This window comes from Undibacterium sp. Ren11W, assembly GCF_049340485.1.
Taxonomy (GTDB): Bacteria; Pseudomonadota; Gammaproteobacteria; order Burkholderiales; family Burkholderiaceae_D; genus Undibacterium.
Genome location: NZ_JBMPPB010000007.1, coordinates 229,705 through 245,972, shown reverse-complemented (window position 1 = coordinate 245,972; position 16,268 = coordinate 229,705). Strand labels below are relative to the sequence as shown.

Below are 16,268 nucleotides of genomic sequence, written 5' to 3'. Positions count from 1 at the left end.
CCAAAACCTGATTAATCGTCCCGGTGCCCTCTATCATGTCCATGACCGTGTCCATGTTCACGACCATGCCCCCTGTCATCATCGCGATCATCGTAACGCCGAGAATCATTCCGGTATTCATTCCGGTAGCCATCATCGCGATAGCGCACTTCGCGGTAACGCGGCACAACAACCTCGTTATACCAGCGCTCGCGCACAAAATACACCTGACGACCACAGGCATCATAGCGATAGCAGTGCTTTTCCCAATGTCTGGAATGCCCCTCCGGCACCATTAAATACAAGGGAGGCCTTTGCACTGTGACGCGTTCTATGATGCGTGGTTCGCGATAAATGACCTGAGGGGCTTGCTGGAAACCTCCCAAATCGAGGTGACCGTAAAAACCTGGCTGACCAAATTGTACAGAAACACCGACATCGGATGCCTGAGCGCTGGCAGAAAACAGCACAGCGATAACCAAACCTACTTTAATAAAGAACTTATCCACGAGACGCTTTCACATTGAGAATGACTGACACTGAACACCTAACGGCTCAAGCACGTTTTTCGATGACAAGAATGAAAAAATAGTGCTTGATTTTTTATAAACACTGCCGCATATGAAGAATCAGTAGCATATCCAGTCTACTGGATACTCAGGTAAAAGGCCTCGGGCCAAAGGGTAACAAGATGTAAGACAAAGGGCTAAGAACTTGATTTTTAAAAGAAAAATATGTTTTTACATAAGTCGTTCTTGAAAAAATAGAGACACGCCCATATAATTAGCACTCAAGCGCAGAGAGTGCTAAAACCCTCTGTAGCAACAGATTTTCGGTGTGACGCTATCATTACTGCAATACTTTGTTTTGGTAAGACACATTTAATTTGTACCACCATCTTTACTTATCGTAATTTATTAGGAGTCAATATGAATCTTCGTCCCCTGTATGATCGCATCATCGTTAAACGTCTGGATCAAGAAACAAAAACAGCATCCGGTATCGTATTACCTGACGCTGCAGCAGAAAAGCCAGATCAAGGTGAAGTTTTGGCAGTTGGTCAAGGCAAAATGTTAGAAGACGGTAAAGTGCGTCCATTAGAAGTTAAAGTCGGTGACCGCGTCTTGTTCGGTAAATATTCTGGTCAAGCTGTCAAAGTTGACGGCAACGAAGTTCTGGTCATGCGCGAAGAAGATGTTTTCGCTATCGTTCAGAAGTAATTGATCACAATCTAAAGAATTCGGAGAAACAACATGGCAGCTAAGCAAGTAATTTTCGGTGATGATGCACGCGCTAAGATCGTAAACGGCGTTAACATTCTGGCTAACGCAGTTAAAGTAACACTGGGCCCTAAAGGCCGTAATGTGGTTCTGGAGCGTTCATATGGCGCCCCTACCGTGACTAAAGATGGTGTTTCAGTCGCTAAAGAAATCGAACTCAAAGATCGCCTCGAAAACATGGGCGCGCAGCTCGTGAAAGAAGTTGCTTCCCGTACTTCTGACAATGCTGGTGACGGTACGACTACCGCTACAGTATTGGCACAAGCTATCGTTCGCGAAGGCTTCAAATTGGTAGCAGCTGGTTTTAACCCAACTGACCTGAAGCGCGGTATCGACAAAGCGGTTATCGCTATCGTTGCTGAGATCAAAGTTTTGGCTAAGCCGACTACAACCAACAAAGAGATCGCTCAAGTTGGTTCTATCTCTGCTAACTCCGATGCAAACATCGGTGACATCATCGCCAGAGCGATGGACAAAGTCGGCAAAGAAGGCGTGATCACTGTTGAAGACGGTAAGTCTTTAGACAATGAACTCGACATAGTTGAAGGTATGCAGTTTGACCGTGGCTATTTGTCACCATACTTCATCAACAATCCAGAAAAACAAGCCGTTATCCTGGATAACCCATTTGTTTTGCTGTACGACAAAAAAGTTTCCAACATCCGTGACTTGCTCCCGGTATTGGAACAAGTCGCAAAAGCTGGCCGTCCTTTGCTGATCATCGCTGAAGACGTCGATGGCGAAGCCTTGGCAACTCTGGTGGTCAACAACATCCGCGGCATCTTAAAAACTGCTGCGGTTAAAGCACCAGGTTTTGGCGATCGTCGTAAAGCGATGTTGGAAGATATCGCTATCCTGACTGGCGGCCAAGTGATCGCTGAAGAAGTTGGTCTGTCACTGGAAAAAGTGACTTTAGCTGATCTGGGTCAAGCTAAACGTATCGAAATCGGTAAAGAAAACACCATCATCATCGATGGCGCTGGTCAAGCAATCGGTATCGAAGCACGCGTTAAACAAATCCGCGCTCAGATCGAAGAGGCAAGCTCTGACTACGACCGTGAAAAATTGCAAGAACGCGTAGCTAAGTTGGCCGGCGGTGTTGCAGTGATCAAGGTAGGTGCGGCGACTGAAGTTGAAATGAAAGAGAAAAAAGCCCGCGTTGAAGATGCTCTGCATGCAACACGTGCAGCAGTTGAAGAAGGCGTAGTACCTGGCGGTGGTGTTGCCCTGTTGCGCGCTCGTCAAGCTGCTGGTTCTATCAAAGGCGACAACGCTGATCAAGATGCAGGTATCAAACTGGTATTAAAAGCAATCGAAGCACCATTGCGTGAAATTGTTGCAAACGCCGGTGGCGAGCCAAGTATCGTCGTTAATGCCATCATCAATGGCACTGGCAACTATGGTTTCAATGCAGCCAATGACACTTACGGTGACATGATAGAAATGGGTATTTTGGATCCAGCGAAAGTAACACGTTCAGCATTGCAAAATGCCGCGTCTGTTGCTGGCCTGATCTTGACTACCGATGCAATGGTTGCTGAATTGCCAGATGACAAAGCTGCCGGTGGTATGGGCGGTGGCGACATGGGTGGTATGGGCGGCATGGGTGGTATGGGCGGCATGATGTAGTGCCTCTGGCAAAAATACCCCCGCGGTAACGCTGTAAAAAAAGCCCTGCAATTTATTTGCAGGGCTTTTTATTTGCCTAAGATTTTGTGACTTACGAGCTATTTCTCAAAATTACCACTAAAAATCAGTCAAAGCTCCAGAAAAAAGAAGAAAAATCCGGATTTTCTTCTGGCATCTTGACAGCAACATCCATGCCTCGGATACTGCCGCACCGAAGCGATCCTTCGTACATATTAGATTTATTCCGACAACACATACTGGGGACAATATGGCGCTGCAACAACTAAGCGACGAACAAATTAGTCAATGGACTCGCGCCCAGAAGGACGAGTGGTGGTTAAACAATATTTATCGCGGCAGCATGGCACAGTTAACGCTGCGCTCGGCACTGACAGGGTTTTTACTGGGCGGCATATTAGCAGCCACAGCGTTATATGTCGGTGCTAAAACCGGCATAGGCATAGGTGTTAACCTGACTTCGGTGATACTGGCGTTTGCATTGTTTAAGATAATGCATAGCGCTGGCATCGCTTCGGATTTCACGATTTTAGAAAATAATTGTTCGCAATCGATAGCCACTGCAGCCGGCTATATGGTTTCCCCAATGATTTCCAGCCTGACCGCCTACATGATAGTCACGGGCAGCATTATTCCCTGGTGGCAGATGCTGATCTGGATGATGGTAGTAGCGACCCTCGGCGTCCTAATCGCCTTCCCCATGAAGCGCCGCTTCATCAATGAAGACCAACTACCCTTCCCCGAAGGCCGCGCCGCGGGCGTGGTGCTCGATGCTTTGTATACCGGAAATGCTGCCAGCGGCATGTACAAAGCGCGCTTGCTAGCGATGACGGCGATTTTCACCGGTCTGTATCAAATGATAGTCAGCGATGGCTGGATGAAGTTAATACAGATGAAAATTCTTCGTATGGACAAATGGGCAGGCATGACTGAAGCCTGGAACTTACACGAACGTCTTGATACCTATTACTACATGGCAGCGGTGAAATACGACTTATGGATACCGAAAATACTCGGCGTCGATTTCCGTACCTTGGGCCTGCGTTTCACACTGGATGCCGCGATGTTAGGTGTCGGGGGCCTGATGGGCATACGCGTCGCCTCCAGCGTGCTGCTAGGCGCCTTCATCAATTTCGTCATTTTGGCACCTATTATGATAGGCCAAGGCGAGATCGCGCCACGCGTGAACGCCGCCGGCACGCTGGTAGCCTTGTCGCGCTCAGAGATCGTCAATCAGTGGTCGCTATGGTGGGGTGTCTCCATGATGGTGGTCGGTGCACTAGTAGGATTAATGGCGAAGCCAGAAATTTTCACAACGGCCTTCAAATCGTTCACCAAGAAGCAAGTGAAAACAGATCCAGGGACCGACGTCTTGCGCGACATAGAAGTGCCATTATGGATATCTTATGTAGGCGTCCCTATTTTTAGCGTGCTCGGTGCCACCGTCACCCATGAGTTCTTTGGTGTCCCCTGGCTACTGTCTTTCATCTCACTACCATTAATTTTTGTACTAACAGTGATCGCCGTGAATGCGATGGCACTGACCTCTTGGGTGCCACAAGGCGCGCTGGCGAAAATCACCCAATTCTCGGTCGGCGCGGTTGACCATACCAATCCAGCGAGCAATATTATTCCTGCCGGTATGACGGCGGAAATCGCAATGAATGCATCGAGCCTGCTATCCGATATCAAACCCGGCTATATGTTGGGAGCAAAACCGCGTCAGCAAGCAATAGGCCACGTGATAGGAATCATTTCAGGATCGCTGGCGTGTATCCCGCTGTACTACTTATTATTCTTGCCGGCCGACGCCAACGGTCTGCGCTCGACCGCCACCATCCTCACTGAACAATTCGCCTTCCCCGCCGCCGTGCAATGGAAAGGCGTGGCCGAATTGATCGCAAAAGGTGTCAGCAGTCTACATACCTCAGCCGTGATCGCCATGATCGTCGCAGCGGTATGTGCGGCCGCTATCGAAGTAACACGCATCATCACCAAGGGTCGCTTTCCTTTGTCTGCCGTATCGATAGGCTTGGGCGTCGTATTACCCCCAGAGGCATGCCTGGCGATGTGGCTGGGAGCGATGGTATTTTGGTGGATGGGCCGCAAGAATACCGAAATAGGTAGCGCTGGCCATGACTTCTGGGTAGAAGGATGCGAGCCTATTTGTGCAGGACTAGTCTCTGGCGCAGCCTTGGTTGGCATTGGTAACGCGATTATTAATGTACTGATGTAACTTAAGCCCTCCCTAAACAAGGCCATGCAGTGAAAATTGCACGGCCTTTTTTCTTTCCCATTTACTTGGGGATGAAATAAGATGTGCAGCTTATTTATTTCTCCGTATTTTTTTCTTTTTCCAACAGGTATTACATGAAATCTCTGTTAAATGCGGCTTCAAAATTTAGCCTGCTAGCATGTTCAATCACGCTTCTGGTGATTTTCTGGCGCAGCCAGGATTTGATGCCGATGCTACTCGCCTCAGTTTTGCTGCTAAGTATTCCTCTCTACAAGCTCAGCTCCGTGGCGAAGCAGGTTAAAGGAAACCGGAAAAACGCAGCGAATAAATACCTGCTATCGGAGCAACAGCTTAAGCATGCACGCATGGTTGCCGATCCATTGGCTGACAACACCATGCAAAACATCTTAGGTGACTGGCTGCAGCCGATGGTAGACCAGCCGTATAACGCTGCCATGCACGGCACGCAATGGCATGCCATCGCCTGCGTCAATCGTCAGTTTGAGCAATGGGCAAGCAATGCCGATATCGCCAACTGGCCGCCAGAAAAAAATACTCTGGATCCTGCAATCGCTGCTCCATTGCAAGCTTACCTTCAAGCCTCACTAGCCCTGCCGGATTGGGCGGAGCCGGCAAAAATAGAAAGAGCCGAAACCCTATTTATGGAATATGGTGCGCTCTCATGCTCGCTCTTGTTTTGCTCCAGTCTGCCTGAGTGTTATGTGCTGCCAGATCTATCAGCTGTGCTACATGCGGCCGGACAATTGGAACGGCATACAGACCACCGAATACGCGCTACTGCAGCAATGATTTTCCCTGTGATGATGAAGGGTGGCTTATGTCAGCCAGATGGCAGTGGAGTCGCTCAAATTCTTAAAGTAAGATTGATACATGCAAGCATACGCAACCTGATTTTACGAGGCAGTCCGGAGCGCGCAATGGCGCACTTCAGTCAACAGATTCGGACTTTACAACTAAACGATACTGGAAATTTGTTTCACACCTTGTTTACGCACGGCTGGAATCTTGAGCGCGCCGGCTTACCATGCAACCAAACCGAACTGGCGTATACCTTGCTGACCTTCGGCTACGTATTTTTGCGCAGCATGCGCAAACTCGGTCTGGCATTAGCAAGTGAAGACGAAGTTGCGTTTCTACATTTATGGAACGTAGTCGGTCACATATTGGGAATCCAACGCGAACTGATGGCAGACAATATGCAGCAAGCGGAAGTTTTGTTTCGGCAAATGCAGGCACTCCCCAGCAGCGAACACATTAGTCCAGATCCCCGACCACGACTCGGGCAATCCTTAATACTGAGCATGGAACAAGTCATCCCTTTCGCAATATTTAAGGCCTTTCCAGTGCTGATGACACGCTATCTATGCGGAAAAAATAATGCTCAAAAAATAGGCGTGAATCAACGTGTCTCATGGCTGTCACATAGCCTGTTTATACTATTTATGTTGCTAGTACGTAGCGTAGATACTGCCGTCAGATACTTCTCGCCTGGATTTTCAATTTCTCGCTTCGTCACACGCGTACTTGGCTACCATTTCATGAGCAAAATCTTACTCGATCAAACGCGGCCATTGAAACTGCCCGAACAATTACTCAATCAAGTCCAACTCACCATAGGCACTTGGAGTACGGATCCTAAAACACCGCGCTGGATGAATACCTTGGAAACAAAAATGACGAAGTCAGGGAATTGGAATCAACTTGAATAGATTTTTTCATGATAAACCCTTGAAAAATAGTAAAAAGAAATTTCATTTTCACATCATTTTGCGGGCATTTTCGATATACAAAAAACTGCCTTGACAGAAAATCTTAATGCCCACGATACTGTTGCTTGCAGCAAAAAAATGCTGGCTATTAGGCTAAATTTAGCCACATCAAACAAAATGACACTGTTCTATTTTCTCAAGCTACCCGGTTCACACCTACGACTACGGATCTTGGCGCTTCTGACCATGATCTGCGGTCTAGCCATGTCCGCACTCGTTCCAATACCCGCCTTGGCCGCGTTATCGACAATAGAATTACGAGACACGCAAACGTTTATCCAGGTATGGTCAAGCATCAGTGAGTTGTCCGATCCTGAAAAAAAATTCAGTATTGCTGAAGTCATGCAAGCAAAAAATAACTTCAAGCCTCCGCAAAAAGCCTTTGCGACTTTAGGCATGCGTAAGGATGCAGTGTGGCTCCATATCCCGGTGACAGTCACTGCGGCCAGTAACGGAGTGTGGGTGCTTGATATTGATTACCCGGTCATTAATCGCATCGACCTGTATATCACCAGCGAGCAGCAGTTAATACAGCAAACGACTTTAGGCAATCTGCAACCACGTGCCGAAAGAGCTATCGATGGTCGGGCCCATGCTTTCGGTTTAAGACTAAAGCCGGGCAGTAATTATGATCTGTATTTGCGAGTCGAAAACATAGGCGCAATGATCTTGCCAATTAGCTTAAACAAACCGTCTATGTTTCACATCCGCTCACTTAATGAACATATGTTGCAAGGTTTACTTACCGGTTTAGCGCTCTGCCTTCTGGTGTATAGCCTGGCACAATGGGTGAGTCTGGGCGAACATTTGTTCGTCAAATATGCCATCTTAATCTCCGGTAGCATCTTATTTTCTTTACTGCAGTTTGGCATAGGCGCACAGTATTTATGGGCAGACAATATCTGGATTGAGACTCATCTTGGCGGCATTTCTGCACTGATTGCGATCATCGGCACCTTTTTATTCATAGAACAGGTATTGGCCGGGCCAGATCTTAACAAATGGTTAGGGCGCCTGATGCAGATAGGCGCTGGATTCTGCACTCTGGTTGCTGTTAGTTTTAGTTTTGACTGGATAGACATACATACGGTCACTTTGGTAGTAAGCACGGTTGGCCTACTACCGACCGTACTGGGATCGCCCGGCGCGTTTGTCCGAGCCCGTCGTGGAGATCCGGTCGGAATTTACTTTTTAATTGCCTGGACCGCGTATTTCATCGCTACAGCAATCATGATAGAGCTGATCAAAGGACGTTTGCCCGCGAACTTCTGGACCATGCACTCGTTTCAGTTTGGTGCCACTTTTGATATGCTGATATTTATGAAAGTACTAGGCTTACGTACCAAAGCGATGCATACAGAAATGCTACACACTGCTGGCGAGCGAGATAAATTGCATTCATTGGCGCATAGCGATCCTCTGACTGGTCTACCAAACCGACGCGAAATTCATACTGCAATTGCCAACGCCTTAGCGCTAAGTACGCCAGAAAAAATCGTTGCCGTCTACATGCTCGATCTCGATGGCTTCAAACTGGTCAATGATCAATACGGGCACGACGTCGGAGATGAATTACTGATCTCGGTCGCCAGACGGCTGCAGGCAAACTTAAGGCCTAACGATATCGTTGCGCGCCTGGGCGGTGATGAATTCGTGGTCATGGCGAAGGAATTAAGTAGTCCGCAAGAAGCGCAAGATCTTGCCGAAAAACTGCTTAGTGCGTTTAACTATGCCTTTATTTTGTCCAATCAAACCTGTAGGGTCGGTCTCACTATTGGCTACGCGCTTGCGCCTTTTGATGGTCAACTGACATCTGAACTACTCAAGCGTGCCGATGCCGCCATGTATTGTGGCAAACAAGATGGAAAGCATTGTGCACGACGCGGTGAAATCTCAGAAAATCAAGGCTTGCTTTTCAAAAACCCTAGCCTGGAATCTCATACAGACTCTGCTGCTGCCTGATAAAGCCATCAAATGCTGCTAGTAGCGGCTGGTATTTTTCCGTGTTATTTTCCAGCAGCATCAACGCTTGGCAAGATGCCTCCAGCGTAGAAAGTTGGTCAGGCCTATGCGCTTTTCGAATGCGATATTGTGAGCTCGGCATATCGTTCAGAGCCAACCTAGGAAGGCTTTGCAAAAGCGGATTTTGATAGAGCATCTTGCGGCTTTTACGCCAGGTTCCGTCCAATACAATCAAACGCAATTGATCGGGCGACGCCAAACATCGCGCATCAAAGGGTGGCGACTCGGCCACACCATTCTGACCTTCAGAGCGCTCGGGATAGAGTAACAGTGTCGTCTTCTCAGTCGCAAATAAGATACTCCGCAAACACTCAATTTCAAATTTTTCAGCAATATGCATTTGACTGTCAGCCAGGCTGAGGTGCAGTAAGCGCGCACTGCCTTTGGCATGGTGCTGCTCCAGCGGATGCTGCAAGATGATCAGCTCGACCTCTGGGCGGATCGCCACAATCCATTGACATATGCAGGCACTCGCAGGACGCAAGCAGCGCGTGCAAATCGCTCTGCGACTCATTGATAGATGCGAAGTCAAGCTCATCTTCTTAGCGCAATTCTTCCAGAATTTTTAAGGTTTCGTCAAAATTCCAGACTCGCCGGATTTCTATCACGTCGTATTTTGCCGCGATATTCGGCGGGAAAGCGGCGTACGGAGCATTCACCCGCACGATACGTTTGACCGCCTCATCCAAATCCGCACGCCCGCTAGAGCGGATAATCGTGACGTCTTCGACACTGCCATCACTACGTAACGCCACCACCACCACAGGGTCGCCACGGGCTTTATCTTTGGCTGTCTGGGAGTAGTTTAAATTGCCATTGCGCTCAACTTTTTGACGCCATCCATCGACATACATACGCAAGGGTATTTCTCTTTCTATACTTCCAAAAATACTGCGTCGGCGATCATCCTGTTGATTGCGCGGCACAGGTGGAGCACCACGCAATACATCCATACCGCGCAGTTGCTCCCTGGCGCGACTGGCCAGATCATTACTAAAGATATCCTTAGCGCGTGCGACACCATCAGACTTTCCTGACCCACCGAACACATCATCGTTGGTCTTGCCTTGACTTGCTGCCTTGCTGGCTGCGGCCTTTGCAGCATCATTTAGTGCGCGCTCACGCTCCCTTTGCTCAGAGACTTTTTGTTCTGCTAGCTTTTGTTCTGCTAGCTTTTGTTCTGCTAGCTTTTGTTCTGCTAGCTTTTGTTCCGCTAGCTTTTGTTCCGCTAGCTTTTGTTCCGCTAGCTTTTGTTCTGCTAGCTTTTGCTCAACCAACTTTTGCTCTGCCTGTTTTAACTCCACGCGCTTTTGTTCAGCTTGCTTTTGCTCCGCTTGTTTTTGAACATTCAGATCTTCGAGTTTCTGTCGTGCGATGAACTCTTCTTTTTGTTTGGCGAGCAACTGATCTTGCTGCTGACGTAATTGCGCTTGCTGTTTTTGTTGCTGCTTTAATTGCTCGTCCAACGCTTTTTTAGCATCTAGAGCTAGCGTCAATTGATGCTCTTTTGCCTGCGCCTCCAGGTGTTTGCGCTGCATTAATTGTTCCTGTTGCTCCTGTTGCTGAGCTGCGAGCGCAGCGGCTTTCTGGGCGACTTTTTCGGCGTTTTCCTGTGCCAATTGGCGCGCATCTTCTTCCTGCTTTTTCGCTATTTTTTTCTTTTGCAAAGACTGCTCCGCGGCTACTGCCTCTTGCTGCTGCCTTAATGCTTCGCCTTTTTGCTCCGCCTTCTGCTGTAGCAATTGCGCGCTCTTCAGCGCCAACTGCTGAGCCTGCGCATCACGCATAGCTTGCGCTTCTGCATCGATCAAGGCTTGTTTTAGGCTTGCTTCTTTTTCTCTATTGAGCGCTATTTCGGCCAGTTTCGCCTGGGCTGCTTGCGCCTCTAATGCGGAATTTTTTTCTTCTACCAGTGCCAATATCGCCTCTTCTTTTTGTTTGGCGATTTTACTGTCACTTGCTTTATGTTCAGGCTCTTCTGGGCTAGCCGCAGGCACAACAAAACTATCCTCAGTTTTTTGATCTTGAGCGATGACACGTACAGGTGTTTCGACAGATTCACGCGCCGCCAATGGTGCGGGCAGAACAGGCAAAGCAAGCGCACTAATCTGCTCTACCGGCTTATTTTTTTTCAGCTTTTTTGGTTTTTGCACAGCCTTGCTCGCCGATGGAACAGGCGCAACAGGAACCGCCAATGCCATCAACTGCAATCCAGAAATTTGCGCAGATTTAGTCGCTGCCAATGTGGGGGACGCCGTAGCAACCGCCTCCTCAGGCTGAGGTGATGGCAAAGCCAGCTGTATTTGTAGATCTGGCGGCGGCAAGTCTAAACGGCGCTTGCTCCAGGGAGTTGCCAGTCCTGGTAAGCCTAAGCCTGGAATGCCAAACTGCAAAGACAAGACCAGCGCATGACAAAGTAGCGACAGCACCACGCCTATGATCAGGCGTTTATTCGCAATATCCTTAGTGACAGCCGAGGTTGATCCTGTAGAAAAACGCATGCAAGTAATTGTAAGCAAAGAGAGGTTGTCAGCGCGCATTATCGCATGCGAGTCAGGGATTTCACTAAGTTAGGCTGCTGGGCTGTTCTCATAACTGATAATCCCCAAGAAACGCGTGTATCACCAGTGCGCGGCACTCGTCAATACCGTCAGAATCGGTTACTATCACTGCTTATTCATACAGTATGAGAGCAGACTCATGATAGGTCGCATCGCAGGCATCCTCATTGAAAAAAATCCCCCGCAATTATTAGTCGATTGTCAGGGTGTGGGTTATGAAATCGATGTCCCCATGAGTACGTTTTACAATCTTCCAGCATTAGGTGAGAAAGTCATACTGCTCACCCATCTGGCGATACGCGAAGATGCGCATGTCTTGTTTGGCTTCGGCAGCTCAGAAGAGCGCGCCACCTTTCGCCAGTTAATCAAAATTAGCGGAGTCGGTTCGCGTACCGCGCTGGCAATTTTATCCGGCATGTCGGTGGCCGATCTGGCGCAAGCGATTACCCTGCAGGAAGCCGGCCGCCTGACCCGAGTGCCGGGCATAGGTAAAAAAACTGCCGAGCGCTTGCTACTGGAGTTAAAAGGTAAATTGGGTGCAGACCTGGGTGCCACTAGCGCAGCGATTGCCGCAGGTGACCACAGTTCAGATATCCTCAATGCCTTGCTGGCACTCGGTTATTCCGACAAAGAAGCCTTGCTGGCGATGAAGTCAGTGCCGGCAGGTTCTGGCGTCTCGGATGGCATCAAGCTGGCACTTAAATCGCTGTCTAAAGCATAAAACAAAGCCATGAGCATACAGACCGATAATTTTTCTTCCGCAGTCAGCGAAACCCGCATTATCTCGGCCACGCCTTCTTCGCCGCAAGAAGAAGCAATAGAACGCGCCTTGCGCCCCAAGCAGCTCGATGAATACGTAGGCCAGGAAAAAATTCGAGGCCAGCTAGAGATCTTTATCAGTGCTGCCAAGAAGCGTAGCGAAGCACTCGATCACACCTTGCTATTCGGCCCGCCGGGCTTGGGTAAAACTACGCTGGCGCACATCATCGCGCGTGAAATGGGTGTTAATTTGCGCCAAACCTCGGGCCCGGTACTAGAGCGCGCCGGCGATCTGGCGGCACTACTGACCAATCTGGAGGCGAATGACGTCTTATTCATCGATGAGATTCATAGGCTCTCGCCGGTAGTCGAAGAGATTTTATATCCTGCACTGGAAGACTATCAGATCGACATCATGATAGGTGAAGGTCCAGCAGCGCGCTCGGTCAAACTCGATCTGCAACCCTTCACACTGGTGGGTGCCACCACCCGCGCCGGTATGTTGACCAATCCTTTGCGCGACCGTTTCGGCATCGTGGCCAGGCTAGAGTTTTATACGGCCGACGAGCTAACCAAGATCGTCACACGCTCGGCCGCCTTGCTTGGCGTGCCGATACAGCCAGACGGTGCATGTGAGATCGCCAAACGCGCGCGCGGCACGCCGCGTATCGCGAATCGCCTGTTGCGCCGGGTGCGTGATTATGCCGAGGTTAAGGGCAATGGCGAAATCAGCAAAGATGCCGCCGATGCCGCGCTGATCATGCTGGACGTCGATGCGGTAGGTTTTGATCTGATGGATAGAAAACTGCTGGAAGCGATCTTGTTTAAATTTGGCGGTGGCCCAGTCGGTTTAGACAATGTCGCCGCTGCCATCGGCGAAGAACGCGACACCATAGAAGATGTGCTCGAACCGTATCTGATACAACAAGGCTATTTGCAACGCACACCACGCGGCCGCATCGCAACCCCTAGCGCCTACGCCCACTTCGGCATTACGGCACCAAGAACCGGGCCGAATGGTGAATTGTGGAATACGCTGGATTAATCATTAAACGCCCCTAAAGCATACTCCACCCGAGTATATTTTAAGATCGCTCTATGTATATGCGCAAGGCGACAGTTTATTTATATTTTTAGGGGAGTATTCCTCAATCACGATCAGAAAGCCTATTATGCAAATCTGGGTCGATGCCGATGCCTGCCCCAATGTCATCAAACAAATTTTGTTTCAGGCTGCCGAGCGCCTGCAAATTAGCACCACCTTAGTCGCCAATCAATTTCTGACTACGCCACCATCACGCGTGATTAAAGCGCTGCAAGTGCCTGCTGGTTTTGATGTCGCCGACAATGAAATCGTCAGACTGATGCAGGCCGGTGACCTGGTTATTACCGGTGATATTCCGCTAGCCTCCGATGTTTTAACTAAGGGCGGTTATGCACTCAATCCGCGCGGCTCTTTTTATACCGCCGAGAATATCCGCGAATATCTGAGCATGCGTCAGTTCATGGAAGAATTGCGTAGCGGCGGCGTCGAGACCGGCGGACCAGCGGCATTCTCCAACACGGATAGGCAAGCCTTCGCCAATCAGCTTGATCGGTTTTTGGCGAAACATGGCGGCAGCTAGTGTAAACGCGCTCCACTTAGCCCGGCTATTCTGAAGCTTTACTTGCAGATTTAGCTAGACTGAATCAAAATTAGTCTACTCACTCAACGGTGCTGAAATTTGCACAAGCCCATGAACGCTCGTGATTACGCTCTTGAAATTCTTCAGGCACGCGCCTCTGGGCGAAGCTTGTCTGCTATTTCCAGCCGTACGGAACTCAATATAGAACAGGCCTATGAGATTGCCAAAAACATAGACGAAATCCGTAAGGAGTTAGGGGAACACGCTATTGGACGTCGTATCGGCCTGAGCTGGCGTGCCCTGCATGATTGTGACGCACAAACATCGCCGCACTGGAATACACTGTTTGATGCCACAGTGCGCTACCTCCCCTCGAATTTCTGCCTGCAAAGCCTGAACGGCGCTATGCGTCCCAAGATCAGTGCTGTGGTGATATTTAAACTAGCGAACACACCAGACCCAGAGGCCAGTCTGGAGCAACTCGTCGACAGCATAGAATGGCTGGCACATGGGATAGAAATCCTAGTCACGCCTTACCCGGACGGGGCTTTTTCTGATGCTGATGCAATTGCCGCGCTAGGCCTTCACGGCACCCTATTAATTGGGCAAACCCTGCCATTCAGCCAGGCCGCACGCGCGCAGTTGGGGCAAGTACTGGCAAACGCCAGCGTCTCACTCTCTTGCGACGGCAGCCTAATCGCAGCAGGATATGGCAGCAAGGTGCTCGACAGCCCTGCGCATGCCCTTAGATATCTCCATCAACAACTCAAACTACAAACGCAATTTCCTCCATTGCAAGCAGGTGAAATCATCAGCACTGGCAGTTGGACCTCCCCCATGACTGTACAAGCCGGACAAACCTGGTCCAGCGCGTTTTCCGGCATCGACCTCGCCGGCATATCAGTTTCCTTCTTCTGAAAAACCAACTGGATTAGTCAGATTCTCAGATAAACCGAACGGCAATCTGAAACAGCGCCGACCAATAAAAAAAGCACCCTACGGGTGCTTTTTTTATTTCAATACTAAGCAGGCCTAAGCCCGCCCAGAATTAGAACATGTGACGGATACCAACGTTGAACATTTTGATAGTTGCGCCACCAGCTACTGGATGGAAAGTAGGAGTGGAATCTGCGCTACCAAAATTTGCACCCATACCATTACGGTCATAGGAATAAGAAGTGTAGATATTCGTACGCTTAGACAATGAGTGCGTGTAACCGATAGCCGCTTGACTAGCATCAGCATCTGCGATTTCGTGGTTTTTGTTCTTGGTAGTAATGTAGTTAACCAAGAAGTTACCGGCGGCACCAACTGGTACCGTTGCTCCGATAGAGTAAACATCACGCTTCAACGCCACTAAAGTAGTACCTTCATCTTTAATGTAGGAATACGCACCAGCCAATTTCACTACTGAGAAATCATAAGTTGCAGCGAACAAAGAGCTGCGTGTTGCAAATTTGCCAGAAGCTGCTTGCGAATCGCTATACACACCAGTCAAGAACAATGGGCCTGCTGTGTATGCAGCACTCATACTCAAGTATCGACCTGATTGGTTATTGCCTGGAGTTTCATTACCCATGCCGTACATCAGGTTGGCTGTAAAGCCACCTAAGTCGTTAGTCGAGTAGGTAACGCTATTGTCTTTACGTGGACCAACGACATTCGGTTCAAAATACGCAGCAGCACCGAAAGTACTTGTGCTAGAGCCGGCGGTACCACTAGTCATACCGGTGCTGAACGGATCAAAACTGTCAACGGCAATAAACATTGGTGTGTATTGACGACCAAAGTTCACAGCACCGAAATCACCAGACAAACCAACGTAGGATTGGCGACCAAATGTCTTACCACCTTGTGATGCGCCGGTATCAGCAAAAACGCCCATTTCCAATTTGAAATTGGCTTTCAAACCGCCGCCCAGATCTTCACTACCCTTGAAGCCCAAACGTGAACCAGATTGATTACCACTATCCAATGCTGTAGTAGTAGAGGACGCAGTCGCTGGAGTTGCGCCGTTAGCACGAGTTGCGCCGATTTCTTGACGTTGCAGACCCATATCTACCAAACCGTAGACTGTAACTGAAGATTGAGCTTGTGCTGCGCCTGCAACTGCAGACAAAACTGCCAGAGCAATTAGGGATTTTTTCATTGATATTTCTCCAAAGGTTTTCATGTTGACATGAACTACGTTAAGTCTGTACGGCGTTACTTAAGACAAATATGACATAAATATGACAAATATGACAAATTCAGAATTGTGTAACACAGACTAATACTTCAAAAAGTACAAAGCTGCTAATTAGAAGATAAGGTATTTGAACAAAAATCAGGCACTAGCACCAAGAGAAATCGACTTTTTGATGCTTAAA

13 protein-coding genes are annotated in these 16,268 nt (G+C 48.9%); 9 read left to right on the top strand and 4 right to left on the bottom strand.

What is annotated here, in order from left to right:
• Positions 1-11: 11 nt before the first annotated feature.
• Positions 12-488, bottom strand: coding sequence for a hypothetical protein (locus tag ACO0K8_RS16435; protein WP_422947736.1), 477 nt, complete (start codon positions 486-488; stop codon positions 12-14).
• A 420-nt stretch (positions 489-908) separates the two neighbouring features.
• Here ACO0K8_RS16435 and groES point away from each other — a divergent pair, with 420 nt between their 5' ends.
• The 5 genes from groES (at position 909) to ACO0K8_RS16410 (ending at position 8,894) form a co-directional block, all read left to right on the top strand.
• Positions 909-1,199: a co-chaperone GroES gene (groES, locus tag ACO0K8_RS16430; RefSeq protein ID WP_126126742.1), complete on the top strand. Its 291-nt coding sequence runs from the start codon at positions 909-911 to the stop codon at positions 1,197-1,199.
• A 33-nt stretch (positions 1,200-1,232) separates the two neighbouring features.
• Entirely contained in the window at positions 1,233-2,888 is a 1,656-nt protein-coding gene (gene groL / locus ACO0K8_RS16425; RefSeq protein ID WP_422947735.1) for a chaperonin GroEL, read from the top strand.
• Between the two features lie 268 nt (positions 2,889-3,156).
• A complete protein-coding gene (locus ACO0K8_RS16420) occupies positions 3,157-5,142 on the top strand; it encodes an OPT family oligopeptide transporter (RefSeq protein WP_422947734.1) in 1,986 nt (661 codons plus the stop codon).
• A gap of 134 nt (positions 5,143-5,276) precedes the next feature.
• On the top strand, positions 5,277-6,872 hold the full coding sequence (locus ACO0K8_RS16415; RefSeq protein ID WP_422947733.1) for an oxygenase MpaB family protein: 1,596 nt from the start codon (positions 5,277-5,279) through the stop codon (positions 6,870-6,872).
• A gap of 264 nt (positions 6,873-7,136) precedes the next feature.
• Positions 7,137-8,894 (top strand): diguanylate cyclase domain-containing protein, encoded by a 1,758-nt coding sequence (locus ACO0K8_RS16410; protein WP_422947732.1) that lies wholly within the window; start codon positions 7,137-7,139, stop codon positions 8,892-8,894.
• Here ACO0K8_RS16410 and ACO0K8_RS16405 read toward each other — a convergent pair.
• Together ACO0K8_RS16405 and ACO0K8_RS16400 are read right to left on the bottom strand one after the other, a co-directional pair.
• Positions 8,857-9,468, bottom strand: a complete 612-nt coding sequence (locus tag ACO0K8_RS16405; RefSeq protein ID WP_422947766.1) for a tRNA-uridine aminocarboxypropyltransferase — start codon at positions 9,466-9,468, stop codon at positions 8,857-8,859. The two genes, ACO0K8_RS16410 and ACO0K8_RS16405, sit on opposite strands and share 38 nt — an antisense overlap.
• A 28-nt stretch (positions 9,469-9,496) precedes the next feature.
• Positions 9,497-11,455: a TonB family protein gene (locus tag ACO0K8_RS16400; RefSeq protein WP_422947731.1), complete on the bottom strand. Its 1,959-nt coding sequence runs from the start codon at positions 11,453-11,455 to the stop codon at positions 9,497-9,499.
• Between the two features lie 199 nt (positions 11,456-11,654).
• Between ACO0K8_RS16400 and ruvA the strand changes: the two genes are divergently transcribed.
• From ruvA to ACO0K8_RS16380, 4 genes are all read left to right on the top strand, one after another.
• Complete coding sequence (gene ruvA, locus ACO0K8_RS16395; RefSeq protein ID WP_422947730.1) at positions 11,655-12,236, top strand: Holliday junction branch migration protein RuvA; 582 nt, start codon at positions 11,655-11,657, stop codon at positions 12,234-12,236.
• Positions 12,237-12,245: 9 nt separating this feature from the next.
• Positions 12,246-13,319 carry a Holliday junction branch migration DNA helicase RuvB gene (gene ruvB / locus ACO0K8_RS16390; protein ID WP_422947729.1) on the top strand — a complete coding sequence of 358 codons (1,074 nt, stop codon included), beginning with the start codon at positions 12,246-12,248 and terminating at the stop codon, positions 13,317-13,319.
• 127 nt (positions 13,320-13,446) lie between these two features.
• Positions 13,447-13,899 carry a YaiI/YqxD family protein gene (locus tag ACO0K8_RS16385; RefSeq protein WP_422947728.1) on the top strand — a complete coding sequence of 151 codons (453 nt, stop codon included), beginning with the start codon at positions 13,447-13,449 and terminating at the stop codon, positions 13,897-13,899.
• Positions 13,900-14,010: 111 nt separating this feature from the next.
• Positions 14,011-14,817, top strand: a complete 807-nt coding sequence (locus ACO0K8_RS16380; RefSeq protein ID WP_422947727.1) for a 2-keto-4-pentenoate hydratase — start codon at positions 14,011-14,013, stop codon at positions 14,815-14,817.
• A gap of 130 nt (positions 14,818-14,947) precedes the next feature.
• Here ACO0K8_RS16380 and ACO0K8_RS16375 read toward each other — a convergent pair whose 3' ends face one another.
• The gene (locus ACO0K8_RS16375; RefSeq protein ID WP_422947726.1) at positions 14,948-16,048 is read right to left on the bottom strand and encodes a porin; all 1,101 of its coding nucleotides are present in this window, start codon (positions 16,046-16,048) and stop codon (positions 14,948-14,950) included.
• Positions 16,049-16,268 lie beyond the last annotated feature (220 nt).

Excerpts from the sequence above, each read along its gene's own strand:
- ACO0K8_RS16400 (WP_422947731.1), bottom strand. The coding sequence starts at position 11,455 with ATGCGTTTTTCTACAGGATCAACCTCGGCTGTCACTAAGGATATTGCG.
- ACO0K8_RS16420 (WP_422947734.1), top strand. The coding sequence starts at position 3,157 with ATGGCGCTGCAACAACTAAGCGACGAACAAATTAGTCAATGGACTCGC.
- groES (WP_126126742.1), top strand. The coding sequence starts at position 909 with ATGAATCTTCGTCCCCTGTATGATCGCATCATCGTTAAACGTCTGGAT.
- ACO0K8_RS16410 (WP_422947732.1), top strand. The coding sequence starts at position 7,137 with ATGTCCGCACTCGTTCCAATACCCGCCTTGGCCGCGTTATCGACAATA.
- ACO0K8_RS16385 (WP_422947728.1), top strand. The coding sequence starts at position 13,447 with ATGCAAATCTGGGTCGATGCCGATGCCTGCCCCAATGTCATCAAACAA.
- ACO0K8_RS16405 (WP_422947766.1), bottom strand. The coding sequence starts at position 9,468 with ATGAGTCGCAGAGCGATTTGCACGCGCTGCTTGCGTCCTGCGAGTGCC.
- ACO0K8_RS16375 (WP_422947726.1), bottom strand. The coding sequence starts at position 16,048 with ATGAAAAAATCCCTAATTGCTCTGGCAGTTTTGTCTGCAGTTGCAGGC.
- groL (WP_422947735.1), top strand. The coding sequence starts at position 1,233 with ATGGCAGCTAAGCAAGTAATTTTCGGTGATGATGCACGCGCTAAGATC.
- ACO0K8_RS16380 (WP_422947727.1), top strand. The coding sequence starts at position 14,011 with ATGAACGCTCGTGATTACGCTCTTGAAATTCTTCAGGCACGCGCCTCT.
- ruvB (WP_422947729.1), top strand. The coding sequence starts at position 12,246 with ATGAGCATACAGACCGATAATTTTTCTTCCGCAGTCAGCGAAACCCGC.
- ruvA (WP_422947730.1), top strand. The coding sequence starts at position 11,655 with ATGATAGGTCGCATCGCAGGCATCCTCATTGAAAAAAATCCCCCGCAA.
- ACO0K8_RS16415 (WP_422947733.1), top strand. The coding sequence starts at position 5,277 with ATGAAATCTCTGTTAAATGCGGCTTCAAAATTTAGCCTGCTAGCATGT.